The sequence below is a fragment of the Cellvibrio sp. genome (assembly GCF_039207905.1).
Lineage (GTDB): Bacteria > Pseudomonadota > Gammaproteobacteria > Pseudomonadales > Cellvibrionaceae > Cellvibrio.
The window spans coordinates 44,688-63,531 of the sequence record NZ_JBCECX010000027.1 but is presented as its reverse complement, the minus strand read 5'-3'; the positions used below and the strand labels follow the sequence as shown (position 1 = coordinate 63,531).

The following is an 18,844-nucleotide window of genomic DNA, read 5'->3' as shown; positions in this document are numbered from 1 at the left end:
TGCCCATTTCGTCGAGGAATTCTTTTTTGTCGTCGCCTTCAAGTTCGGCGATGTCAGCTTCCAATTTGTTGCAAATCGGTACTACTACAGATTTTTCTTCTGCCGCGATTTTGCGCACAACATCCAGGTGTGGATTATTTTCAAAACCATCTTCTGCCACGTTGGCGATGTACATGGTTGGCTTGAGTGTGAGCAAATTAATTTCTTTAAGCAGTGCGGTTTCTTCTTTGTCCAAACCAAATGAGCGCAGTGGTTTGGCTTCGTTGAGATGTGGCTGAATTTTTTCCAATAGCGCTTTGATCGCAACGGCGTGTTTGTCGCCGCCTTTGGCTGATTTTGCGTAGCGGTTGATGGCTTTGTCTACAGCTTCCAAATCGGCAAGTGCGAGTTCGGTGTTGATGACTTCGATATCCGCGGCTGGATTTACGCCGTTGGCAACGTGGATCACGTTGTCGTCATCAAAGCAGCGCACTACGTGGGCGATAGCATCTGTCTCGCGGATGTTGGCGAGGAATTTATTGCCCAGGCCTTCGCCGCGTGAAGCACCGGCAACGATACCGGCGATATCAATAAATTCCATGGTGGTGGCAACAACACGCTCGGGTTTTACGATTTCGGCAAGTTTATCCTGGCGAGGATCGGGTACGGTCACGATACCGGCGTTGGGTTCAATGGTGCAGAAAGGGAAGTTTTCGGCGCTGATGCCTGCGTTGGTCAGGGCGTTGAACAGTGTTGATTTGCCGACGTTGGGCAGGCCGACGATGCCGCAATTGAAACCCATGATGCTATTCCGCTAGAAAAATAAGGAGTGAAAATCGAGAGGGCGCGATTATACATGCTCGGCGCCCATTAGACGAAGTTTGCGCAGGCTTGCTGGTGCGGTTACTTTTTTGGATCTGTGTGCAGGTTTTTCATCGCCGTATTCCAGTCGCCTTTGAGGGCGTCCGGCGTGCACTTGATCGCACGGGCAATAGCGTCATCGATCAGCTCTTGCTCGCTTGAGGGGGCGCGTTTAAGCACAAAATTGGCGACCATCGCAGCAACGCCGGGGTGACCGATACCCAAGCGCAGGCGCGGGAAATTGGGATTGTTGCCGAATGCGGCGATGATATCGCGCAGGCCATTGTGGCCGCCGTGGCCGCCACCTTGTTTGAAGCGGGCGACGCCGGGGGCGAGATCAAGCTCATCGTGGGCAACTAACACGGCGGCGGGATCGATCTTGAAAAAGTTCGTCATGGCACTGACCGATTGCCCGCTGCGATTCATGTAGGTGGTGGGCACGAGCAAGCGTAGATCGCGACCTTGATAATTCACACGCGCAGTCAGGCCGAAATATTTGTTGTCGTTAACCAGTGTTGCGCCCAGCGAGCGGGCAAAGTCTTCGACAAAATCCTGCCCCGCATTGTGGCGGGTGCGCTCGTATTCGCTGCCGGGATTGCCGAGGCCGACAATTAGTTGAATCTCGTTGGTCATGGTTGGCGCCTGCTATAAATTCGGTGAGCCAAGGGCTCAGGTACAGATTAAGGCGCGCATTGTCACCCTAACAGGAGGCAAAAAAAAGGCCGGATCCGTAGATCCAGCCTTTTTTAGCAGGGAGGAAAAAGCAATTACGCTTCTTCGCCTTCTGCTTCTGCAGCGCCTTTCGGCTTAACAACAGTAGCAACAGCCAGGTTGTGGTCTGCGCCTTTTTGCAGGTCAGCAGAAACAACGCCGGTTGGCAGTTTCAGGTCGCTGATGTGCAGGATGGTGCCAACTTCTGCGCCGCCCAAGTCAACTTCAATGAACTCTGGCAACTGGTGTGGGAAGCAGATGATGTCCAATTGGGTCAGGTTGTGAACTACTTTACCGCCCTGGATTTTCACGCCTTTAGAGGTTGCTTCATTGATGAAGTGCAGAGGTACGTGAGTGTGTACCTTGGTTGACTTGTCAATGCGCAGGAAGTCCAAGTGCAGAACAACAGGCTTGGATGGGTGACGTTGTACATCTTTCAGGATCACGTCCTGAGCAGTACCGTCTACATTCAAGCTGATGATGTGCGAGTAGAAAGCTTCGTGTTCCAAGTGCTTGTTCAGCTCGTTAGCAGAAACAGAAACGCTCGCTGGGGCTACGCTACCGCCGTAAATAACAGCAGGAACTTGATCAGCCAAACGACGCAGGCGGCGGCTCGCACCTTTCCCCAAGTCGTTACGGGCAGTTGCATCTAATTTAAAGTCTTCAGACATGATTACGTCCTCAATTTTCCGTGTAGATCCGCGACCAGAATCTACCGGGTTTCAGTAACCGCATCAGTTAACCAATGCGGCGGTTTACCAGAGTTAATCTTCCGCTAGCGGAACATTGCACTCAGGGATTCTTCATTACTCAGGCGACGCATGGCTTCGGCGAGCATTTTCGATAAGGTTAGGCTGCGAATGCGCGGGCATTCTTTGGCGGCCTGGCTGAGCGGGATTGAATCGGCCACAACCAATTGATCCAGCTCGGAGTTGTTAATGTTGTCAATCGCCTTGCCCGACAATACCGGGTGAGTACAGTAAGCGACAACTTTCTTGGCGCCTTGGGCTTTCAGCGCTTTGGCGGCGCTGCACAGGGTGCCGGCTGTGTCGATGATGTCATCCACCAGCAAGCAGGTGCGGCCTTCAATTTCACCGATGATGTGCATCACTTCCGCCACATTGGCGCGCGGACGGCGTTTATCGATAATCGCCAGATCAATGCCCAACTGTTTGGCTACCGCACGGGCGCGCACTACGCCGCCAATGTCAGGTGATACCACAATCAGGTCTTCAAATTTTTGCGCTTCGATGTCTTCCAGCAATACGGGCGAGCCGTAGACGTTATCTACCGGTACATCAAAGAACCCCTGGATCTGCTCGGCGTGCAGGTCAACAGTCAATACGCGGTCAACACCGACGCCTACCATCATGTCTGCCACTACTTTGGCGGTGATAGGTACACGGGCGGAACGTACACGGCGATCCTGGCGGGCGTAACCGAAGTAGGGTACTACTGCAGTGATACGGCCAGCGGAGGCGCGACGCAATGCGTCGACCATCACAATCAATTCCATCAGGTTGTCGTTGGTGGGTGCACAAGTGGGTTGCACCACAAATACATCGCGACCGCGCACGTTATCGTGCAGCTCAACGGCGATTTCGCCATCCGAAAATTGCGACACAGAAACATTGCCGAGCGGCATGCCCAAATGATCCACAATTTTTTTAGCGAGATCCGGGTTTGCGTTGCCGGTAAAGACCATTAAGTCAGTCACGTCAGATACCTTTTGGTGATTGCTGGGGTGATTGCTGGTGGTTAAAAGCCAGAGCCGATATTTTCTGTCTGTATAAAGCCTGTCTGCGCAAAGCAGGGTTTTTTACCCTAGGAAATTCCCGGGAATTGCGAGAGCTTGAAAGTATCGAAAGGAAATTATTCAGAGTAGTCATTGTTGTGCAGTTCGTAATAATAATGCGGCTTGAAGTTTAAACACGCCTGGAACAATGACAGAAATAGATGGCAGGGGCGGAAGGACTCGAACCTACGAATGGCGGGATCAAAACCCGCTGCCTTACCACTTGGCGACGCCCCTGTTGTTCTTGATTAGTTTGACGGAAGCAGTTTGTAGAGTGGTGATTGGTTTACACCTTGTGCTACAAAACCGGGCAGATCTTTGGGTAATTGTGCTTGCACATTACGCGCTGTTTCTGCCGACTCAAAGCTTGCAAATACGCAGGCTCCGGTTCCCGTCATTCGTGCGTTGCGATCAAATTTTTGGAGCCAGATGAGTGCGTTATCGACTTGCGGATAGAGCTTTCTCACCAAGGCTTCGCAGTCATTTTGACCACCCCGCTCAAGGAAGGCCGCCACTTTAATGGCGGATGTATCTCTTGTCAAATCTTTGTGAGAAAAAATTTCAGCAGTGGATACATGACAATCAGGTTGTATAACCAGAAACCATTTTGGCTGCATTTCGATAGCTTGCAGCTGCTCGCCAACACCTTCCGCCCATGCAGTTTGGGCATTAATAAAGACGGGCACATCGGCGCCGAGTGTTAATCCGATCGCCTGCAGCTGGTTTTTATCCAATCCGCAGCCCCATAAATGATTGAGTGCAACCAAAGTGGTGGCCGCGTTGCTGCTGCCGCCACCGATACCACCGCCCATCGGCAGGCGTTTTTCAAGTTGGATATCAACACCCGCGTCGGCGGATTTATAGGGTTCAAGTGCGCGTGCGGCTTTAATAATCAAATTTTGTTCGAATGCGACGCCGGGGATTTCCGGTGCAAGGGTGATCTTGCCGTCGGCGCGGGTGGAGAACGACAAGGTATCGCCGTAATCCAGCAGTTGGAAGAAGGTTTGTAGGTTGTGATAACCATCAGCGCGGCGGCCGGTGATATGCAAAAACAGGTTGAGCTTGGCGGGCGAGAGCAGGATCAGGCTGGTCATTGGGTTTTATCCTGCGCGCCCAGATTCCATTCGCGAATGACGAGCACCAAGCGCACATCTTTATATTCGGCGGTGATTTTTCCCGGTAGCGGTAATAGCGCGCCATTAACACTTTGGTCGCGGTAATTGCTGTAGCTGATGCTCCAGTCGCCCTGGATCAATTGATCGATCAGGCCATTTTCGTTTTGCTGCAATTGGGTGATGCGCAATTTGGGTGCCGGTACGCCGCGCACCCAGTAGGCGAGCTGGGCGACGGGTAGCGTCCAGCCGACGGATTTTTTGATCAGCGCTTCGGCAGTTTTGGCCTCCTGTACTGGCTCGCCGGTTTGTTCGAGGCGGACTTTATCAGGCGTGCCGGTGATGATCATGCGTTTTTGCCCGAGCGGGCCGCTCAGGTTGATCTGGTAGTTGGCGAGCTGCTGTGCCCATTTAAGGCTGGCGCTCCCGCTGTCATCGGCGGTGCGGATGCCCAATTTCCCCGCGAGTTGCCAGTCGCTCACGGCCTGCAATTGGCGCTGGTGTTCCTGCACATTTTGCGGCGGAGTGAGTGAGCCGCGATGGGCGCAGCCGCTGGCGAGGATAAGTACGAGCAATAAAAGCGGGTAACGCAACATCATAAATTGGCCTTGAGGCGGTTAAGGGTTTCCTTGATGGTCGGGTCTTTCGGGTCGATTTTCAAACCCTCCCGCCAAATGCGGCGGGCTTCGTCTTTGTCGCCCAGCATCCACAGGATTTCGCCCAAATGTGCGCTGATTTCCGCATTAGGTGCGGCAGCATAGGCGCTGCGCAGATGCCCGAGCGCTTCGGTGTAATTGCCGAGGCGATATTGCAGCCAGCCCATAGAATCCATGATGGCCGCGTCGTTGGGGCTCAGGCTCAGGGCTTTGCTGAGCAATTCGCGGGATTCATCGAGGCGCTGGTTGCGGTCGGCGAGGATATAGCCGAGCGAGTTGAGGGCTGCGACGTTGTCGGGCTGCAGTTGAATAATCTGGCGCAAATCGCGCTCGGTCGGCGCCAGCCGTTTGCGCTGGTTATTGAGCATCGCGCGGGCAAAGAGCAGGCGGGTGCTGGTGGCGAAATTCGTCAGGCCTTCGCTGAGTACCGAGTCGGCTTCGGTCAGGTAGTTGTGCTTAACCAGGGTTTGGCCGTGCAGCACATAGAGGGCTTCGCTCTGGTCGGGGAAGCGCAGACGCAGGCGATTCATATGCTGGCGCGCGCTGATGAAATCCTCTTGCCGGACAAAAATATCCATCAGGCTAACGGTGGCAGAGAGGAAATCATTGCCGGTATCGACCTGCAGATAATGGATGATGGCTTCCGGGAAATCGCTGCTCGCTTCCGCCATGCGCCCAAGATAATAGTGGGCGGTTGATACGTGTAGGTCGCGATCCAGCAACTCTTCAAAGGTGGCGCGCGCAGTTTCAGTGTCTTTGCGTTCGAGCGCGACAATTCCGAGCGACAGCAGTATGTCGCCATTGTTAGGCATTTGCTTGGCCAGGATTTTGAATTGCTCTTGCGCTTGCTCCATATCGTGATGGGTGAGGATGCGCGCGTATTGCTGGCGCAAGCTAGTGTTGTCTGGATAGAGGTCCAGCAGGTTGGCCATTTTGGTGGTGGCTTCCTGGTCGCGCTTTAGTTGATGGAGCAGGTTGGCTTCCAGAATCGCGGCGGGAATACTGCCAGGATGAAGCTTCAAGGCTTTGTGGGTGAGGTTCATTGCCTCGTCGTATTTACCCTGTTGTTGCAGCAGGATTCCGGTGCCGACCAGCAGTTGTTCGTCTTCCGGTTTGCGCTGCAGCTGGCCAACATAATCCTGCAGCAAGTTGGCGCGGTCGCCATCGCCAAGAGCGGTAGCGCCAGCGGCAATATTCTGGAACAGCGGCTCGCCGCCTTCATCTTGCAGGCGACGGGAGTATTCAAATGCCTCTCGCATATGACCGAGCAACATCTGGGTCATCGACATGTTAGTGAGCGCATCTTTATTTTTCGGGGCGGACTCCACCCAGATTTGCGCCATTTCCAGCGCTGCCTGGTTGTTGCCCATGTAACGCGCAATCATGGTGGCGCGCTCGGCGATCTGCGGGTCGCGGGTTTCGCGCGCTTGCTGAACGTAGTTGCTCAGCGCCAGATCATATTGCTGGCGGCTGCCGGCGATTTCGGCGGCGAGCAGGGAGTAGAGGGTTTCGGTCGGAAAAGCGCGTGCCGGGATCTGGATCAGCGGTTCCGGTTCAATCTCTGGTGCCGCCACCGTATTGGCCGATTGCAGCGTACAACCGCTCAGTACCCAGTAAAGGGCTGCGCTCGACAACATAATAGGGCGGTTTTTGATCATGCTCGACCGATAGCGGATGCAGAGTGGACGCAGATGCTGCTGCGTGGCCAGACATCATAAACGCGAAGGCGGGCGATAAAAAGAGTGTTCTGGAATTGTGTGAACTGATCTGGTGCTTAAAGCCCAGTACGCGCCGCCAATGCTGGCTGAGTCTCCACCAAGTGACGCGTTTCCAGATAGGTCTGCTGGATCAGGTAGGCATCGCCACTGGCGCGATGGCGCTTGATATCCAGCCGCCGCTCCAGCCGTTTTTTGGTTTTGTCCCACAACAAAAGCTGCGCTTCGGTGGCGATAAGCTCGATGGGGCTTAAATGGAAGATGGGATTGATACGTGCGGCGAAGAATAAGCGGTTAAGCCAGGGGCTGTCGTGGGTCCAAGCATCGCTGTAGACGGTCATACCCTCAAGGAACTGGTTGAGTTCCTGGCAGATGTCGCGCGGTTTTTTACCGCGGGTTTCGATCAATGCGCGGGTGATGCCATGTACCGCTTGCGCACTATCGCTCCAGTGATCCCACTCGGGTTGCGGCTCGATCAAGGCGCAATAGCGCTCGCCGCCGGGCTTGGCTACGCCGATTTCAATCGGATAGCTGCGCGAGCCAAAGCCGGAAGCCTCGATATCGATAATGGTGGGGCAGATGGGTCTGCGCATAAAAAATCCTTGGTAGCCAGTCTGATTATAGATGCAACTTGCGAGTGAAACGGCTTAATACGCCTCCTTTATGACAGGATTACGTGCTTGCCTCTTGTCACGCCCCGTCTGTGACCGGACAATACCGCCCTTCAAAACTATACCGGCCGCAAATAGCCCCGACCCATGACCCTGTTAGCCTTTGGTATCAACCACACGACTGCCCCTCTTGCCCTGCGCGAGCGGGTTGCATTTGCGCCGGAAAATCTCCAAAGCGCCATGCAAGAAGCCTGTGCCCACGCGGGGTTGACCGAAGTTGCCATACTCTCAACCTGCAATCGCACCGAAATCTATGCGGCGAGTGAAGGTGATGCCGGGGCGATCCAGCAGTGGCTGGTCGATCACACCGCGATTGAAGCGGCGGATCTGGCCAACAGTTATTACTGCTATCAGGATCAGGAAGCGGTGCGCCATATGATGAAGGTGGCCGGCGGACTCGATTCACTCGTGCTGGGTGAACCGCAAATTTTAGGCCAAATGAAATCGGCCTTTGCAGTAGCCAAAGAGGCGGGCACTTTAGGAGCGGAATTACACTCCACTTTCCAGCAGGTTTTTAATATCGCCAAGCGTGTGCGCACCGAAACGGCGATTGGCGAGAACCCGGTATCCGTGGCTTATGCCGCGGTCAGCCTGGCGCAGCAGATTTTCTCCAACCTGAAACAGGACACCGCGCTCCTGATTGGTGCAGGTGAAACCATCGAGCTGGTTGCACGCCACATGGCGGAGCAGGGCATTAAACACATTATCGTCGCCAACCGTACGCTCGACCGCGCCCAGCGCCTTGCGCGCGAATTTAATGGCGAGGCGATCTTGCTGGCCGATATTCCCGATTATCTGCACCGCGCCGATATAGTAATTTCATCCACCGCCAGCCAGTTGCCGTTGCTCGGTAAAGGTGCGGTGGAGTCAGCGTTGAAAAAACGCAAACACAAGCCGATGTTTATGCTCGACATCGCCGTGCCGCGCGATATCGAAGAACAAGTGGGCGAGCTGGATGATGTGTATCTTTACACCGTCGATGATTTGCACGCGGTGATTGATGAAAACAAAAAATCCCGCGTTGCCGCTGCCGATCAAGCCGAAGAAATTATTACCGAAGGTGTCGAGTCTTTCTTGCGCCAGCAACGCTCGCTCAATGCGGTGGCGACAGTAAAAGCCTATCGCAGCAAAGCGGAGCAATTGCGCGATCTGGAATTACAAAAAGCGCTGCGCAGTTTGCAAACCGGCGCCGATCCCGAACAAGTGCTGCAACAATTTGCACGCAACCTGACCAACAAATTAATCCACTCACCCACCGCTGTATTGAAAGAGGCGAGTGCCAGTTCCCGTCACCACGTTATCCAGGTGGCGCAAGAATTGTTTGAGTTGTCGATCACCACCGAAGAATCTGTTAACCCTGCTGCTGATCTCGGCAGTAACGCAAGTGAGTCATAATGAAAGCCTCTATTTTAGAAAAGCTGGATCGCCTTAAAGAGCGCTACGAAGAAGTCAGCGCTATGTTGTCGGAAGCCGACACCATCAACAACCAAAACAAATTCCGCGATCTTTCCAAAGAGTACGCGGAGTTGGAGCCGGTGGTGCAGGGTTATCAAAGCTACTTGCAACTGCTCGCCAATATCGAAGAGGCCAAACACTTGTTAGTGGATGGCGATGCCGATATGAAAGAAATGGCAGAAGAAGAATTAAAAGAGTGCGAAGCGCAGCTCGAACCTGCGCAGTTGGAATTGCAAAAACTGTTGCTGCCAAAAGATCCCAACGATGAGAAAAACTGCTACCTCGAAATCCGCGCCGGTACCGGTGGCGATGAAGCGGCGATTTTCTCTGGCGATTTATTCCGCATGTATTCGCGCTATGCAGAGAACCAGGGGTGGCGTGTAGAAATTTTGAGCCAGAACGAAGGCGAACACGGCGGCTTCAAAGAAATTATTAGCTTGGTGAGCGGGCAGGGCGTGTATTCAAAATTGAAATTTGAATCGGGCGCGCACCGAGTGCAACGTGTACCTGAAACCGAATCCCAAGGGCGTATCCACACATCAGCTTGTACCGTTGCAGTAATGCCGGAAGCAGATGAAATGGAAGAGATCAATATCAACAAAGCCGATTTGCGTATCGATACTTTCCGCGCATCCGGTGCGGGTGGTCAGCACGTTAACAAAACCGATTCAGCGGTGCGTATTGTGCATTTGCCAACCGGTTTGGTAATTGAATGTCAGGACGAGCGCTCGCAACACAAAAACCGCGCGCGCGCGATGAGTTTGCTTGCCACCAAATTAAAACAAGCTCAGGAAGATGCCGCGCACAAATCGCTTTCTGACGAGCGCCGCAGTTTGGTCGGTTCCGGTGATCGCTCCGAGCGCATCCGCACTTACAATTATCCGCAGGGGCGTATGACGGATCACCGCATCAATCTCACCCTTTATTCCCTGGATGCGATTATGCAAGGTGATTTGAATCCGGTTGTGCAACCGCTGGCAAATGAATATCAAGCCGACCAGTTGGCGGCGATTTCGGATTAATCCTGTGTACTCGGCGACCTTTATTTTCGACAAAAAACAATTCGATGCAGAATTTTATGCGTTGGATAAAGACATCGCCGAGGCAGCAAAAAACACTACGGGTTACCTTGGCGAAGAAGCTTGGGAAAATACTGAAACTGGCCGTGTTTCCACAGTGTATTACTGGGAGAGTATGGAAGGATTGCAGGAGCTGATGAAGCATCCCAAGCATTTAGCAGCCAAGGCTGCGCAAGCCAAATGGCTGGATGGTTATCATGTGGTCATTGCACAAGTGTTGCGCGCATATGGTGATGGTAGCTTTGCCCACCCAACTGATTCGTTGACATCCCAAACCTAGGTCGGGCCGCCGCGTATCAACCTTGCTTCAATGTGTTGGGGTTCGTTCCTCACCACCAACCTACAGTGAAATTTATGAGCAACATTACCGTTGCACAATGTCTGCAATTATCATCCGAGCTGGAAAGCATTAGCGATTCTGCGCGCTTGGATGTTGAATTAATTCTATGCAATGTCCTGCAAAAAAATCGTACCTGGCTTTTTACCTGGTCGGATAAAAATCTCACCGCCGAACAGCAGCAATTATTTAATGAATTTTTCTCGCGTCGCAAAAGCGGTGAACCGATAGCGCATATTATTGGTCAGCGCGAATTCTGGTCGCTCCCACTTTCAGTCAATAATTCAACTTTAATCCCGCGGCCGGATACTGAATTGTTGGTTGAGTTGGTGTTGGAATTATTCGCCGCCGACGAACCACAGAAAAAACGTCGCTGTTTGGATTTGGGCACGGGAACCGGTGCGATTGTATTGGCGATCGCCAGCGAAAAACCGGATTGGCAATTGTTCGGGGTGGATAAATCAGCTGATGCAATTGCGCTTGCCGAAAAAAATCGCGCTGCTTTGCAATTCAATCAAGTGACAATGCTGCAGAGCGATTGGTTTGCCGCGCTTTCGCTGCATGCAGATGAAACGGCGGTGCAACAATTCGATGTTATCGTCAGCAATCCTCCCTATATCGACCCACAAGATCCGCATCTTGATCAAGGCGATGTACGTTTTGAGCCGCGCTCGGCGTTAATTGCCGATAACAAAGGGTTGGCCGATATTGAATTAATCATCCAGCAAGGCTGGGATTATTTGTGTCCACAAGGATGGCTGTTACTGGAGCACGGTTACGATCAAAGCGTTGCAGTGCGCGATTTATTGCGTGCACGCGGTTTTGTGCAAATCGAAACGCGATTTGATCTCGGCGGCAATGAGCGAGTGTCTTTTGGTAAAAAAGATGTGGTCGGCAGAAAAGGAGCGGCAGAATGAATGATGAACAATTGTTGCGCTACTCGCGTCAGATTATGTTGCCGGATGTCGATCTCGACGGGCAGGAAAAATTACTTGCTGCGCGCGTATTAATTATCGGCCTCGGTGGATTGGGTTCGCCGGTAGCAATGTATCTTGCCGCAGCGGGTGTCGGCCACTTAACGTTGGCTGATTTTGACGTTGTAGATCTTAGTAATCTGCAACGGCAAATTGCCCATACCAGTGCGCGAATTGGCACTAACAAAGCCGTATCGGCGGCGCACAGCCTGCGTGAATTAAATCCGGATATCAACATTCACTGTATCGAAAAAGTGCTGGATGCAGATACGTTGGCTGACCATATAAATCAGGCCAGTGTGGTGGTTGATTGCACCGATAATTTCCAAACCCGTTTCGCGATTAATGCCGCTTGTGTTGCGGCGAAAGTGCCACTTGTATCCGGCGCCGCGATTCGGTTGGAAGGGCAGGTTGCCGTGTTTGATTCGCGCGCTACTGATAGTCCTTGTTACCGCTGCTTGTATGAAGAGGATAGCGATGACCTGACCTGCGCCGCCAATGGTGTATTGGCGCCGCTGGTGGGAATTATCGGTTCCATGCAATCGCTGGAAACGATCAAATTAATCTGCGGTTTTGGGACCAATCTTGCCGGACGATTATTGCTGTTGGACGCGCGCCACAGCCAATGGCGCGAACTGAAATTGCCCAAAGATAAAAACTGTCCGGTATGCGCGAGTAAGTCTGCGTAAAGAGCTTGTTTTTTGCCATGCGCCCCTTATATTGGCGCTAACTAATTTCCATTCCCAAAAAGGTGTTGTAATGAGTGATGTTCCCCCCGTGTATAAAACCGGCTTTTTCCCCAAGCTGATTTTCAGCTCGCGCTGGTTGCAGTTGCCCCTTTATCTGGGCTTGATCGTTGCGCAATGCGCTTATGTTTTCCTGTTTTTGAAAGAATTGGTGCACTTAGTGACTGGTGTTGCCTCTTTGGGCGAGCAACAAATTATGTTGATCGTACTGGGGTTGATCGATGTAGTAATGATCTCGAACTTGCTGGTGATGGTAATTGTTGGCGGCTATGAGACATTTGTATCGCGCTTGAGATTGAGCGGTCACCCTGATCAACCGGAGTGGTTGAGCCATGTCAACGCTACTGTGCTTAAAGTGAAACTGGCGATGGCCATTATTGGGATATCATCAATTCACTTGTTAAAAACATTTATTGAAGCGGGTTATATTGGTATTCCGTGTGCGGATCAACCAGCAGGTGTTTGTCGAACAATCACCGAAGCCGGTGTTATGTGGCAAACAATTATTCATATGACTTTTATTGCCTCTGCTATCGGTATCGCCTATACCGATTTGCTGATGCAACGTGTAAGTTCTGCGAACAAAGCTGGGCATTAATCCTTTGCAATACGAAAAATAGGCAGCTAAAGGCTGCCTATTTTTTTGCCCAAAATTTGGGTTTCGTCGTGTGAGATTGAAGCTGGTGCATTTGTTGCTACGTAACAAATTAGACACAAAAACGTCTGGTGCCGCGTGTTATCAAGTCCTCAGGTTAAGGCTGTTGGAATTGGCGACCTAAAGAACGCGCATCTGCTTTTTTACAGTAAATTCATACAGATAGGAGCAGGATATGAATGTTGAAGTAGGCGGAATCTTAGGTTTTATTTTACTGGTTTGTGTTATTTACGCGATTGTAAAAACAACGCAGAGCAGTGCAAGTACGGGAACAAAAGTTATTTGGATAGTGGTGCTTTTGTTGCTGCCGTTCCTCGGTTTTATTCTGTGGTTCCTGTTTGGACCCAAGTAGCTGGCGGCACAAACACACTCGGTAAGATGGGTTTTTATGCTCATCTTGCCGAGTGATTGTTCGCGAGCTTATTTAAAAAATGCGGCTTTTAATTCTGCGTGTTGTTCCGCTTTCAAGCGTGGGCCAAATTGGCTTACGACTTTTGCAGCGGCCAGGTTGGCAAATTCGCCTGCGGTTTTGAAATCTTTCCCTTGGTTGATTGCATACAAAAATGCACCGGCGAACATATCGCCAGCGCCGTTGGTATCTACGGGAGTAATCGGCGTTGCGGATACTTGCGTGAGTGTTTCACCATCAAACACCAATGCACCTTCGCCTCCGCAGGTAATTGCGAATTGTTTGCAATATTTTTTGAGCGCGGTGCAGGCTTCTTCCAGTGAATGGGTTTGGGTGAAACCGATAGCTTCGTCGCGGTTGCAGAAAATCAGGTCGACACCGTCGCCAATCATTTCTACCAAACCATCGCGGAAAAATTGCACCATCGCCGGGTCAGACAAACTCAACGCAGTGCGCGTATTTTTTGCTTCTGCTTGTTTACGCAATTCAATTGCGGCAGCGCGACCGGTATTCGAACTGACAAGGTAGCCTTCGATATAAACGTATTCTGCTTGCGCAACTGCGGCTACATCCAGCTCGGCAGTTGAAAGGGTTTCGCTGATGCCGAGGAAAGTATTCATGGTACGTTCAGCGTCAGGTGTAATCATAACCAGGCATTTTCCGGTGATGCCTGTGGGCGGAACGATATGCGCAGGAGTGGCAACACCGGCAGCGTGAATGTCATTCAAATAAAATTCACCGTTTTCATCGTTGGCAACTTTGCATGAGTAGAAGTTGTTACAGCCGAAGTAGCTGGCAGCGATGATGGTGTTGGCTGCTGAACCGCCGCTCGCGCGATGGGATGCAACCAGATGATGTTGCAAATAATCGATCAGCGCGTTTTGGCGCTCTTCATCCACTAGTGTCATTACACCTTTGGCAACCGCCATGGTGGTGAGGTCACTGTCGTTGAGGGTGATTTCGGTATCGACCAGGGCCGCGCCTATGCCATAAATGTGATATTGCTTGCTCATAAGCCGGTAACCTTTAGTTGTTAAGTTGAAAGAAGTTCGTTGATAAGTTGAGGGTAGCGTTAAATTGCGCGGCATTATGCAAAATTCGCTGCGCACGATAAAGCAGAAGCGTAGGCGAGAAATAAAAAATGCCGGTCAGCGTCACTGACCGGCATTGGTGTTTTGAGCGTGGGTTGTGCTTGTTAGGTGTTTGATCGCGGATTTGCGCTGCAAGCGACGACGCCATAGCAGGCCGCCGAGCAGCAGGCCGATAAGCGACAAACTTGACGGTTCGCTCACGGTGATCGGCGGAACAGGGATGTCCACGCTCACGCCTTCAAACAAAAAGATGTTGTCATTGAAGTCGCGGTCACCGCCGCCCCAAATATCTTCAAAGCCAACGAGGAATCGGTTATTGCCAAGATTCAACACTTTGGTGTGTATTTGGCGGTCGTTCCAGCCGCGCGCATCCTGATTGTTGCTGGCATCGCCGCTGAAGAAATAATTGGTGTTGGGATAGTGAATATTATCGCTGTTGTAATGCAGCACTAAGGCTTGCAAACCGAAAATCAAACTATCGCCGACCGTTAAACCGGATATCACACGCGACTGCCCGAGATTGTCGGGCACGCAAGTATTACCGGCTTTTGCCTCGGCATATTCGCAACCGCCGCGGGTTTCAAAGAGTGTGTTGCTATTTGTTACCGGATTGTAAGTCGAGAGATTGTTGGTGCCGCCGCTGGCATAAACAGGATTCCAAAAGGAATTTAAATCCAGTTGATCATCGCCATGTTGTGCGAGGAAAAGATTTGAGTTACGCGCGGCGCCAGTGCCTAAAAATGTTACGCGCACCGATTCCGATGCTGCCGCCAAACCGGCGCCGGTGTTGTCTTGCAGGGGCGCATTTTTAAATTGGCCGAGAATGGATTCGTCGATGTTGAAACGGTCATCACCATTGCCGATGGTGTAGCGGGAAAACCATTCGTTGGTGCCGGGTGTCGCACCGGGTGTGGCGATAATTTGATAGTCAGCGGTATCGCCTGACCAGCCGCTGCCGTTAGTGCTGGCGTCTTGCAAATTGCTGATGCTGTACGCGTGGGAAACTGCGCTGAGTAGCGATAAGCCCCCGGCGATCAGGATTGAATTAAGAGAATTGGTTGAGTAGCACATATAACTTTCCGTGAGCCCCTTGCTGTAATTTATGGTTATTGGTTTGGATAAAAAGCAAGCGGAAAATTATCACGGCAGATTTTGTGCTGCTATCGACAATTCAATGAATACGAATGCAGTTGAATGCATGTCATTGGCCTCGCATTCACACAGGGCGGCAGTTAAACTGGCGCGCATTATTTTTCCGGCCTTTTTTGGGCTTTGTGCATTATCACTATTTAAGATTTTTCCATGACCAAACGCCGCTCTACTTCCCGTCGCACTACCAAATCGTCCGGCCCTTCCTCGCGTATAAATTGGCGGGCGATAAGCCTGTGGGCTTTTTACGCTCTGCTGCTGATTGTGGCCTTGGTGGGAATCTGGACCTTGTATCTGGATACGGTGGTGCGCGCGAAATTCGAAGGCAAAAAATGGTCGCTGCCAGCGCGCGTCTATGCGCGTCCGCTTGAGTTATATCAGGGGCAATCATTGACTCCCGCGCTGTTTGAACAAGAGTTGCGTGCGCTTGGTTATCGCTTTGATGGAAGTATCAACACTCCGGGACAAGTAATAAAAAAAGTGACTGCCAGCTCACCGGAAGTGGTTTATCACATTCACAGTCGCGGGTTTGATTTCTGGGATAAAAAAGAGCCCGCGCATAAATTTATGCTGCGCGTTGCCAATGGCAGTGTGCAGGGTTTGATTGATTTAGGCGGTGCTGATTTGCCGTTGGTGCGTTTGGAGCCGGAAGAAATTGGCGGTTTTTATCCGGCGGATAAAGAAGATCGGTTGCTGGTGCGCTTATCCGATTTGCCACCATTACTCGGTGAAACGCTGCTCGCGGTTGAAGACAAACATTTCCTTGAGCATCACGGTGTATCGCCAATGGCGATTCTGCGCGCGGCTTGGGTTAACACTACCAACGGCGGCGTAGTGCAGGGCGGTAGTACGATCACACAGCAATTGGTAAAGAATTTTTATCTCACCAATGAGCAAAGTGTTTTGCGCCGCAAAATTCCGGAAGCGATTATGGCGGTGCTGTTGGAAGTGCATTACAGCAAATCCGAAATTCTGGAAACCTACATCAATGAAGTATCTTTAGGCCAGAGTGGCCCGCGTTCCATTAATGGTTTTGCGTTGGGCGCGCAACATTATTTCCGTCAACCGCTGCGTGAATTGAATGCACAACAGGTAGCGCTGCTGGTTGGATTGGTAAAAGGTGCATCGTTTTATAATCCCTGGCGCAATCCCGAGCGTGCGAAAGATCGCCGCAATCTGGTGCTCTCGGTAATGCATCAGGAAGGTTTGATTACTGACCAGCAATTAAAAACTGCACAAGCATCGCCGCTCGGAATTGTTGCTGCAGGTGATGCGCGCACCACAACTTATCCTGCATTTATGGATTTGGTGAAGCGTCAATTAAACGAAGATTATGACGAGGATGATTTGCGCAGCGAAGGTTTGCGCATCTTCACCACGCTCTCGCCGATGGTGCAGCGTCAGGCAGAAAAATCCATGAAGCTGCGTGTCGAGCAGCTGGAAAAACAATTCAAAACCAAAAACGTGCAGGGCAGCATGGTGGTCACTTCAGTTGGTGGTGGCGAAATTCTCGCGCTGCTGGGCGATCGCGATCCGCGTTTCTCCGGATTCAATCGCGCGCTCGATGCTAAGCGCCCAGTCGGCTCATTGCTGAAACCGTTTGTGTATTTAACGGCGCTGGAAAATCCGCAGAAATATAACCTCGGCACCATCATCAGCGATGCACCGGTCAGTTATAAATCCGGCGGCAAATGGTGGGCACCGCAAAACGCCGATAAAAAAGATCACGGCGATATCCCGCTCTATAAAGGTCTTGCCTATTCCTACAACCAATCGACCGCGCGTCTGGGGATGACACTCGGGTTGGATGCGGTTGCCAAAACCGTGAAGCGTGCCGGTTACGAAGGTAAAGTGCCGGAATTGCCATCGATGTTGCTCGGTGCGGTAGATATGTCGCCGATGGAGATTGCCGGTATGTATCACACCATCGCGGCGGACGGCGTTTACACACCACTGCATGCGATTCGCGAAGTGCTTACAGCAGATGGCAAACCACTTAAACGCTACCCGCTTGAGCTGGAGCAGCGCTTTGAAAATGAATCTACCTTTCTCGTGCAATACGCGATGCAGCGTACTTTGCGCGAAGGTACCGGGCGCAGCGCTTACAACCAGATCCCCTCGCAGATCGATCTTGCCGGTAAAACCGGTACCACCAACGATCAGCGCGATAGCTGGTTTGCCGGCTACAGCGGCGAGCATCTGGCGATTGTCTGGCTCGGGCGCGATGACAACAGCGCAACACCGCTCAGCGGTGCTGGCGGTGCGCTGCAGGTGTGGACAGATTTCATGAAGCAATTGCCGACCCGCAGTCTGGAACAGGAGCCGCCTATGGGGGTGAGTTTCGACTGGATTGACGATAAGACTGGCAAGTTGAGCGCGGAAACTTGTGCCGGTTCGACCTGGTTGCCGCTGCTGGAAAAATTCCGCCCGCTCGAATCGGTTGAGTGCAATATCGAGAGCAAAAACCCGGTCAAAAACTTCTGGCAAAAGCTGGTGAACTAACCAGCGTGAACCCGTCGCAAAAATAAACCGCTCAGGTGAATCTGAAGCTCACTAGACTGTGTCTTAGCTTGTGAGTTGGGGGCAATATTGATGTAATCCTGCCCGGATTTTTCCTGAGAGGCTTTTCCCATGACATTATCTTTTAGCTTGCCATGCCGCCTGTTGCGCGCAATAGGCTTGGCGCTGGTCTGCGTAGCGCCCGCCGCCTACAGCCTGGCGGCCAATGCGGCTGAGCTGCAGGGTACGCAAGTACCGCTTGATGCTCCCCATTCGGCACCGCAAATTGAGGCTCCTCGCGCTGAGGTCGATCCGCAACCTCAATCTCAGCCCCAGTCCCAGCCTGAAGCAAACCAGCAGCCGCTGGTGGCGCCAATATCGCCGGAGCCCACTGAACCGCCCCCACCGCCAGTTGTGATGGGTGAGGCTGAGTCTACGGCGGCGATGTCAGAGAACGTGCATCGTATTGCGCTTAATGAGGAGCAATTAGCACGCAATATTGAGGAGCGGGTTGAGCAGGTGCTAAATCGGCAAAATCATCGCAACAGTATCGATTTATCCCAACTGGTGCCGATTGTTGCTATCACCTTCTCCATTGGTGGTCCGCTGTTCCTGTTTATTTTCTGGATCTCCAAGCGCTATCAAAACCGCCAACTACGCCAGCAGAGCCTGAATGCGAATATCGATAAGTTACTCGCTGCCGGGCGCGACATTCCTGTCGAACTGCTGCGCGGGGATGACCCCAAAGAGGCCGATCAGAGCGGTAATCGCGATAAGGGGATACGCAATATCGCTATTGGTGTCGGGTTATTGTTTTTCCTGACGTTATTCAGTGGTCTATCTGAGGGAGCTATAGGGTTTATCTGGATTGCTTTGGGTGGGTCACAGGTGCTGATCTGGCATTTGAATCGCCCCAAGGGGATTGATCAGGCTGGGTCGCAGGACTAAGC

The 18,844-nt window shown here is 52.0% G+C and carries 19 protein-coding genes and 1 tRNA gene; 9 read left to right on the top strand and 11 right to left on the bottom strand.

All coding sequences use genetic code 11. The features are described from left to right. The 9 genes from ychF to AAGC78_RS15800 all read right to left on the bottom strand — a co-directional run. Positions 1-781 (bottom strand): redox-regulated ATPase YchF (ychF, locus tag AAGC78_RS15840; protein ID WP_435785070.1); only part of this gene is annotated, 781 nt, incomplete at its 3' end. Positions 782-882: 101 nt separating this feature from the next. After that, entirely contained in the window at positions 883-1,473 is a 591-nt protein-coding gene (pth, locus tag AAGC78_RS15835) for an aminoacyl-tRNA hydrolase (protein WP_435785069.1), read from the bottom strand. 134 nt (positions 1,474-1,607) lie between these two features. Further along, positions 1,608-2,222, bottom strand: a complete 615-nt coding sequence (locus AAGC78_RS15830) for a 50S ribosomal protein L25/general stress protein Ctc (protein WP_435785068.1) — start codon at positions 2,220-2,222, stop codon at positions 1,608-1,610. 104 nt (positions 2,223-2,326) lie between these two features. Next, on the bottom strand, positions 2,327-3,256 hold the full coding sequence (locus AAGC78_RS15825; protein WP_435785072.1) for a ribose-phosphate pyrophosphokinase: 930 nt from the start codon (positions 3,254-3,256) through the stop codon (positions 2,327-2,329). 252 nt (positions 3,257-3,508) lie between these two features. Further along, positions 3,509-3,583 (bottom strand) — tRNA-Gln (locus AAGC78_RS15820). 11 nt (positions 3,584-3,594) lie between these two features. Further along, entirely contained in the window at positions 3,595-4,440 is an 846-nt protein-coding gene (gene ispE / locus AAGC78_RS15815) for a 4-(cytidine 5'-diphospho)-2-C-methyl-D-erythritol kinase (protein WP_435785067.1), read from the bottom strand. Then, on the bottom strand, positions 4,437-5,057 hold the full coding sequence (gene lolB, locus AAGC78_RS15810) for a lipoprotein insertase outer membrane protein LolB (RefSeq protein WP_435785066.1): 621 nt from the start codon (positions 5,055-5,057) through the stop codon (positions 4,437-4,439). Before lolB ends, ispE begins: the two co-directional genes overlap by 4 nt. After that, the gene (locus AAGC78_RS15805; RefSeq protein WP_435785065.1) at positions 5,054-6,772 is read right to left on the bottom strand and encodes a tetratricopeptide repeat protein; all 1,719 of its coding nucleotides are present in this window, start codon (positions 6,770-6,772) and stop codon (positions 5,054-5,056) included. The genes lolB and AAGC78_RS15805 overlap by 4 nt, the downstream gene beginning before the upstream one ends. 116 nt (positions 6,773-6,888) lie before the next feature. Next, on the bottom strand, positions 6,889-7,422 hold the full coding sequence (locus AAGC78_RS15800; RefSeq protein ID WP_435785064.1) for a 3'-5' exonuclease: 534 nt from the start codon (positions 7,420-7,422) through the stop codon (positions 6,889-6,891). Positions 7,423-7,587: 165 nt separating this feature from the next. Between AAGC78_RS15800 and hemA the strand changes: the two genes are divergently transcribed. The 7 genes from hemA (at position 7,588) to AAGC78_RS15765 (ending at position 13,098) form a co-directional block, all read left to right on the top strand. Continuing rightward, positions 7,588-8,895, top strand: coding sequence for a glutamyl-tRNA reductase (gene hemA / locus AAGC78_RS15795; RefSeq protein ID WP_435785063.1), 1,308 nt, complete (start codon positions 7,588-7,590; stop codon positions 8,893-8,895). Continuing rightward, positions 8,895-9,977 carry a peptide chain release factor 1 gene (prfA, locus tag AAGC78_RS15790; RefSeq protein ID WP_435785062.1) on the top strand — a complete coding sequence of 361 codons (1,083 nt, stop codon included), beginning with the start codon at positions 8,895-8,897 and terminating at the stop codon, positions 9,975-9,977. Before hemA ends, prfA begins: the two co-directional genes overlap by 1 nt. Positions 9,978-9,981: 4 nt before the next feature. Next, positions 9,982-10,314: an antibiotic biosynthesis monooxygenase family protein gene (locus AAGC78_RS15785; RefSeq protein ID WP_435785061.1), complete on the top strand. Its 333-nt coding sequence runs from the start codon at positions 9,982-9,984 to the stop codon at positions 10,312-10,314. Positions 10,315-10,388: 74 nt separating this feature from the next. Further along, complete coding sequence (gene prmC, locus AAGC78_RS15780) at positions 10,389-11,288, top strand: peptide chain release factor N(5)-glutamine methyltransferase (RefSeq protein ID WP_435785060.1); 900 nt, start codon at positions 10,389-10,391, stop codon at positions 11,286-11,288. After that, positions 11,285-12,034, top strand: a complete 750-nt coding sequence (locus AAGC78_RS15775; RefSeq protein ID WP_435785059.1) for a HesA/MoeB/ThiF family protein — start codon at positions 11,285-11,287, stop codon at positions 12,032-12,034. Before prmC ends, AAGC78_RS15775 begins: the two co-directional genes overlap by 4 nt. A 70-nt stretch (positions 12,035-12,104) precedes the next feature. Further along, complete coding sequence (locus AAGC78_RS15770; protein ID WP_435785058.1) at positions 12,105-12,689, top strand: TIGR00645 family protein; 585 nt, start codon at positions 12,105-12,107, stop codon at positions 12,687-12,689. Between the two features lie 232 nt (positions 12,690-12,921). Further along, positions 12,922-13,098, top strand: a complete 177-nt coding sequence (locus AAGC78_RS15765; RefSeq protein ID WP_435785057.1) for a PLDc N-terminal domain-containing protein — start codon at positions 12,922-12,924, stop codon at positions 13,096-13,098. A 68-nt stretch (positions 13,099-13,166) separates the two neighbouring features. On the opposite strand, the gene AAGC78_RS15760 is transcribed toward AAGC78_RS15765, so the two are convergent. Next, the gene (locus tag AAGC78_RS15760; RefSeq protein ID WP_435785056.1) at positions 13,167-14,168 is read right to left on the bottom strand and encodes an adenosine kinase; all 1,002 of its coding nucleotides are present in this window, start codon (positions 14,166-14,168) and stop codon (positions 13,167-13,169) included. 141 nt (positions 14,169-14,309) lie between these two features. After that, the gene (locus AAGC78_RS15755) at positions 14,310-15,317 is read right to left on the bottom strand and encodes a DUF4114 domain-containing protein (protein WP_435785055.1); all 1,008 of its coding nucleotides are present in this window, start codon (positions 15,315-15,317) and stop codon (positions 14,310-14,312) included. A gap of 231 nt (positions 15,318-15,548) precedes the next feature. Between AAGC78_RS15755 and mrcB the strand changes: the two genes are divergently transcribed. Beyond that, positions 15,549-17,897: a penicillin-binding protein 1B gene (mrcB, locus tag AAGC78_RS15750; RefSeq protein ID WP_435785054.1), complete on the top strand. Its 2,349-nt coding sequence runs from the start codon at positions 15,549-15,551 to the stop codon at positions 17,895-17,897. Between the two features lie 129 nt (positions 17,898-18,026). Further along, positions 18,027-18,842, top strand: coding sequence for a DUF6249 domain-containing protein (locus AAGC78_RS15745; RefSeq protein ID WP_435785053.1), 816 nt, complete (start codon positions 18,027-18,029; stop codon positions 18,840-18,842). Positions 18,843-18,844: the final 2 nt, after the last annotated feature.

Coding starts and splice junctions, on each gene's coding strand:
- prfA (WP_435785062.1), top strand. CDS start 8,895: ATGAAAGCCTCTATTTTAGAAAAGCTGGATCGCCTTAAAGAGCGCTAC.
- pth (WP_435785069.1), bottom strand. CDS start 1,473: ATGACCAACGAGATTCAACTAATTGTCGGCCTCGGCAATCCCGGCAGC.
- AAGC78_RS15830 (WP_435785068.1), bottom strand. CDS start 2,222: ATGTCTGAAGACTTTAAATTAGATGCAACTGCCCGTAACGACTTGGGG.
- ispE (WP_435785067.1), bottom strand. CDS start 4,440: ATGACCAGCCTGATCCTGCTCTCGCCCGCCAAGCTCAACCTGTTTTTG.
- AAGC78_RS15800 (WP_435785064.1), bottom strand. CDS start 7,422: ATGCGCAGACCCATCTGCCCCACCATTATCGATATCGAGGCTTCCGGC.
- lolB (WP_435785066.1), bottom strand. CDS start 5,057: ATGATGTTGCGTTACCCGCTTTTATTGCTCGTACTTATCCTCGCCAGC.
- AAGC78_RS15770 (WP_435785058.1), top strand. CDS start 12,105: ATGAGTGATGTTCCCCCCGTGTATAAAACCGGCTTTTTCCCCAAGCTG.
- AAGC78_RS15765 (WP_435785057.1), top strand. CDS start 12,922: ATGAATGTTGAAGTAGGCGGAATCTTAGGTTTTATTTTACTGGTTTGT.
- AAGC78_RS15805 (WP_435785065.1), bottom strand. CDS start 6,772: ATGATCAAAAACCGCCCTATTATGTTGTCGAGCGCAGCCCTTTACTGG.
- AAGC78_RS15745 (WP_435785053.1), top strand. CDS start 18,027: ATGACATTATCTTTTAGCTTGCCATGCCGCCTGTTGCGCGCAATAGGC.
- AAGC78_RS15775 (WP_435785059.1), top strand. CDS start 11,285: ATGAATGATGAACAATTGTTGCGCTACTCGCGTCAGATTATGTTGCCG.
- AAGC78_RS15755 (WP_435785055.1), bottom strand. CDS start 15,317: ATGTGCTACTCAACCAATTCTCTTAATTCAATCCTGATCGCCGGGGGC.
- hemA (WP_435785063.1), top strand. CDS start 7,588: ATGACCCTGTTAGCCTTTGGTATCAACCACACGACTGCCCCTCTTGCC.
- AAGC78_RS15825 (WP_435785072.1), bottom strand. CDS start 3,256: ATGGTCTTTACCGGCAACGCAAACCCGGATCTCGCTAAAAAAATTGTG.
- prmC (WP_435785060.1), top strand. CDS start 10,389: ATGAGCAACATTACCGTTGCACAATGTCTGCAATTATCATCCGAGCTG.
- AAGC78_RS15760 (WP_435785056.1), bottom strand. CDS start 14,168: ATGAGCAAGCAATATCACATTTATGGCATAGGCGCGGCCCTGGTCGAT.
- mrcB (WP_435785054.1), top strand. CDS start 15,549: ATGACCAAACGCCGCTCTACTTCCCGTCGCACTACCAAATCGTCCGGC.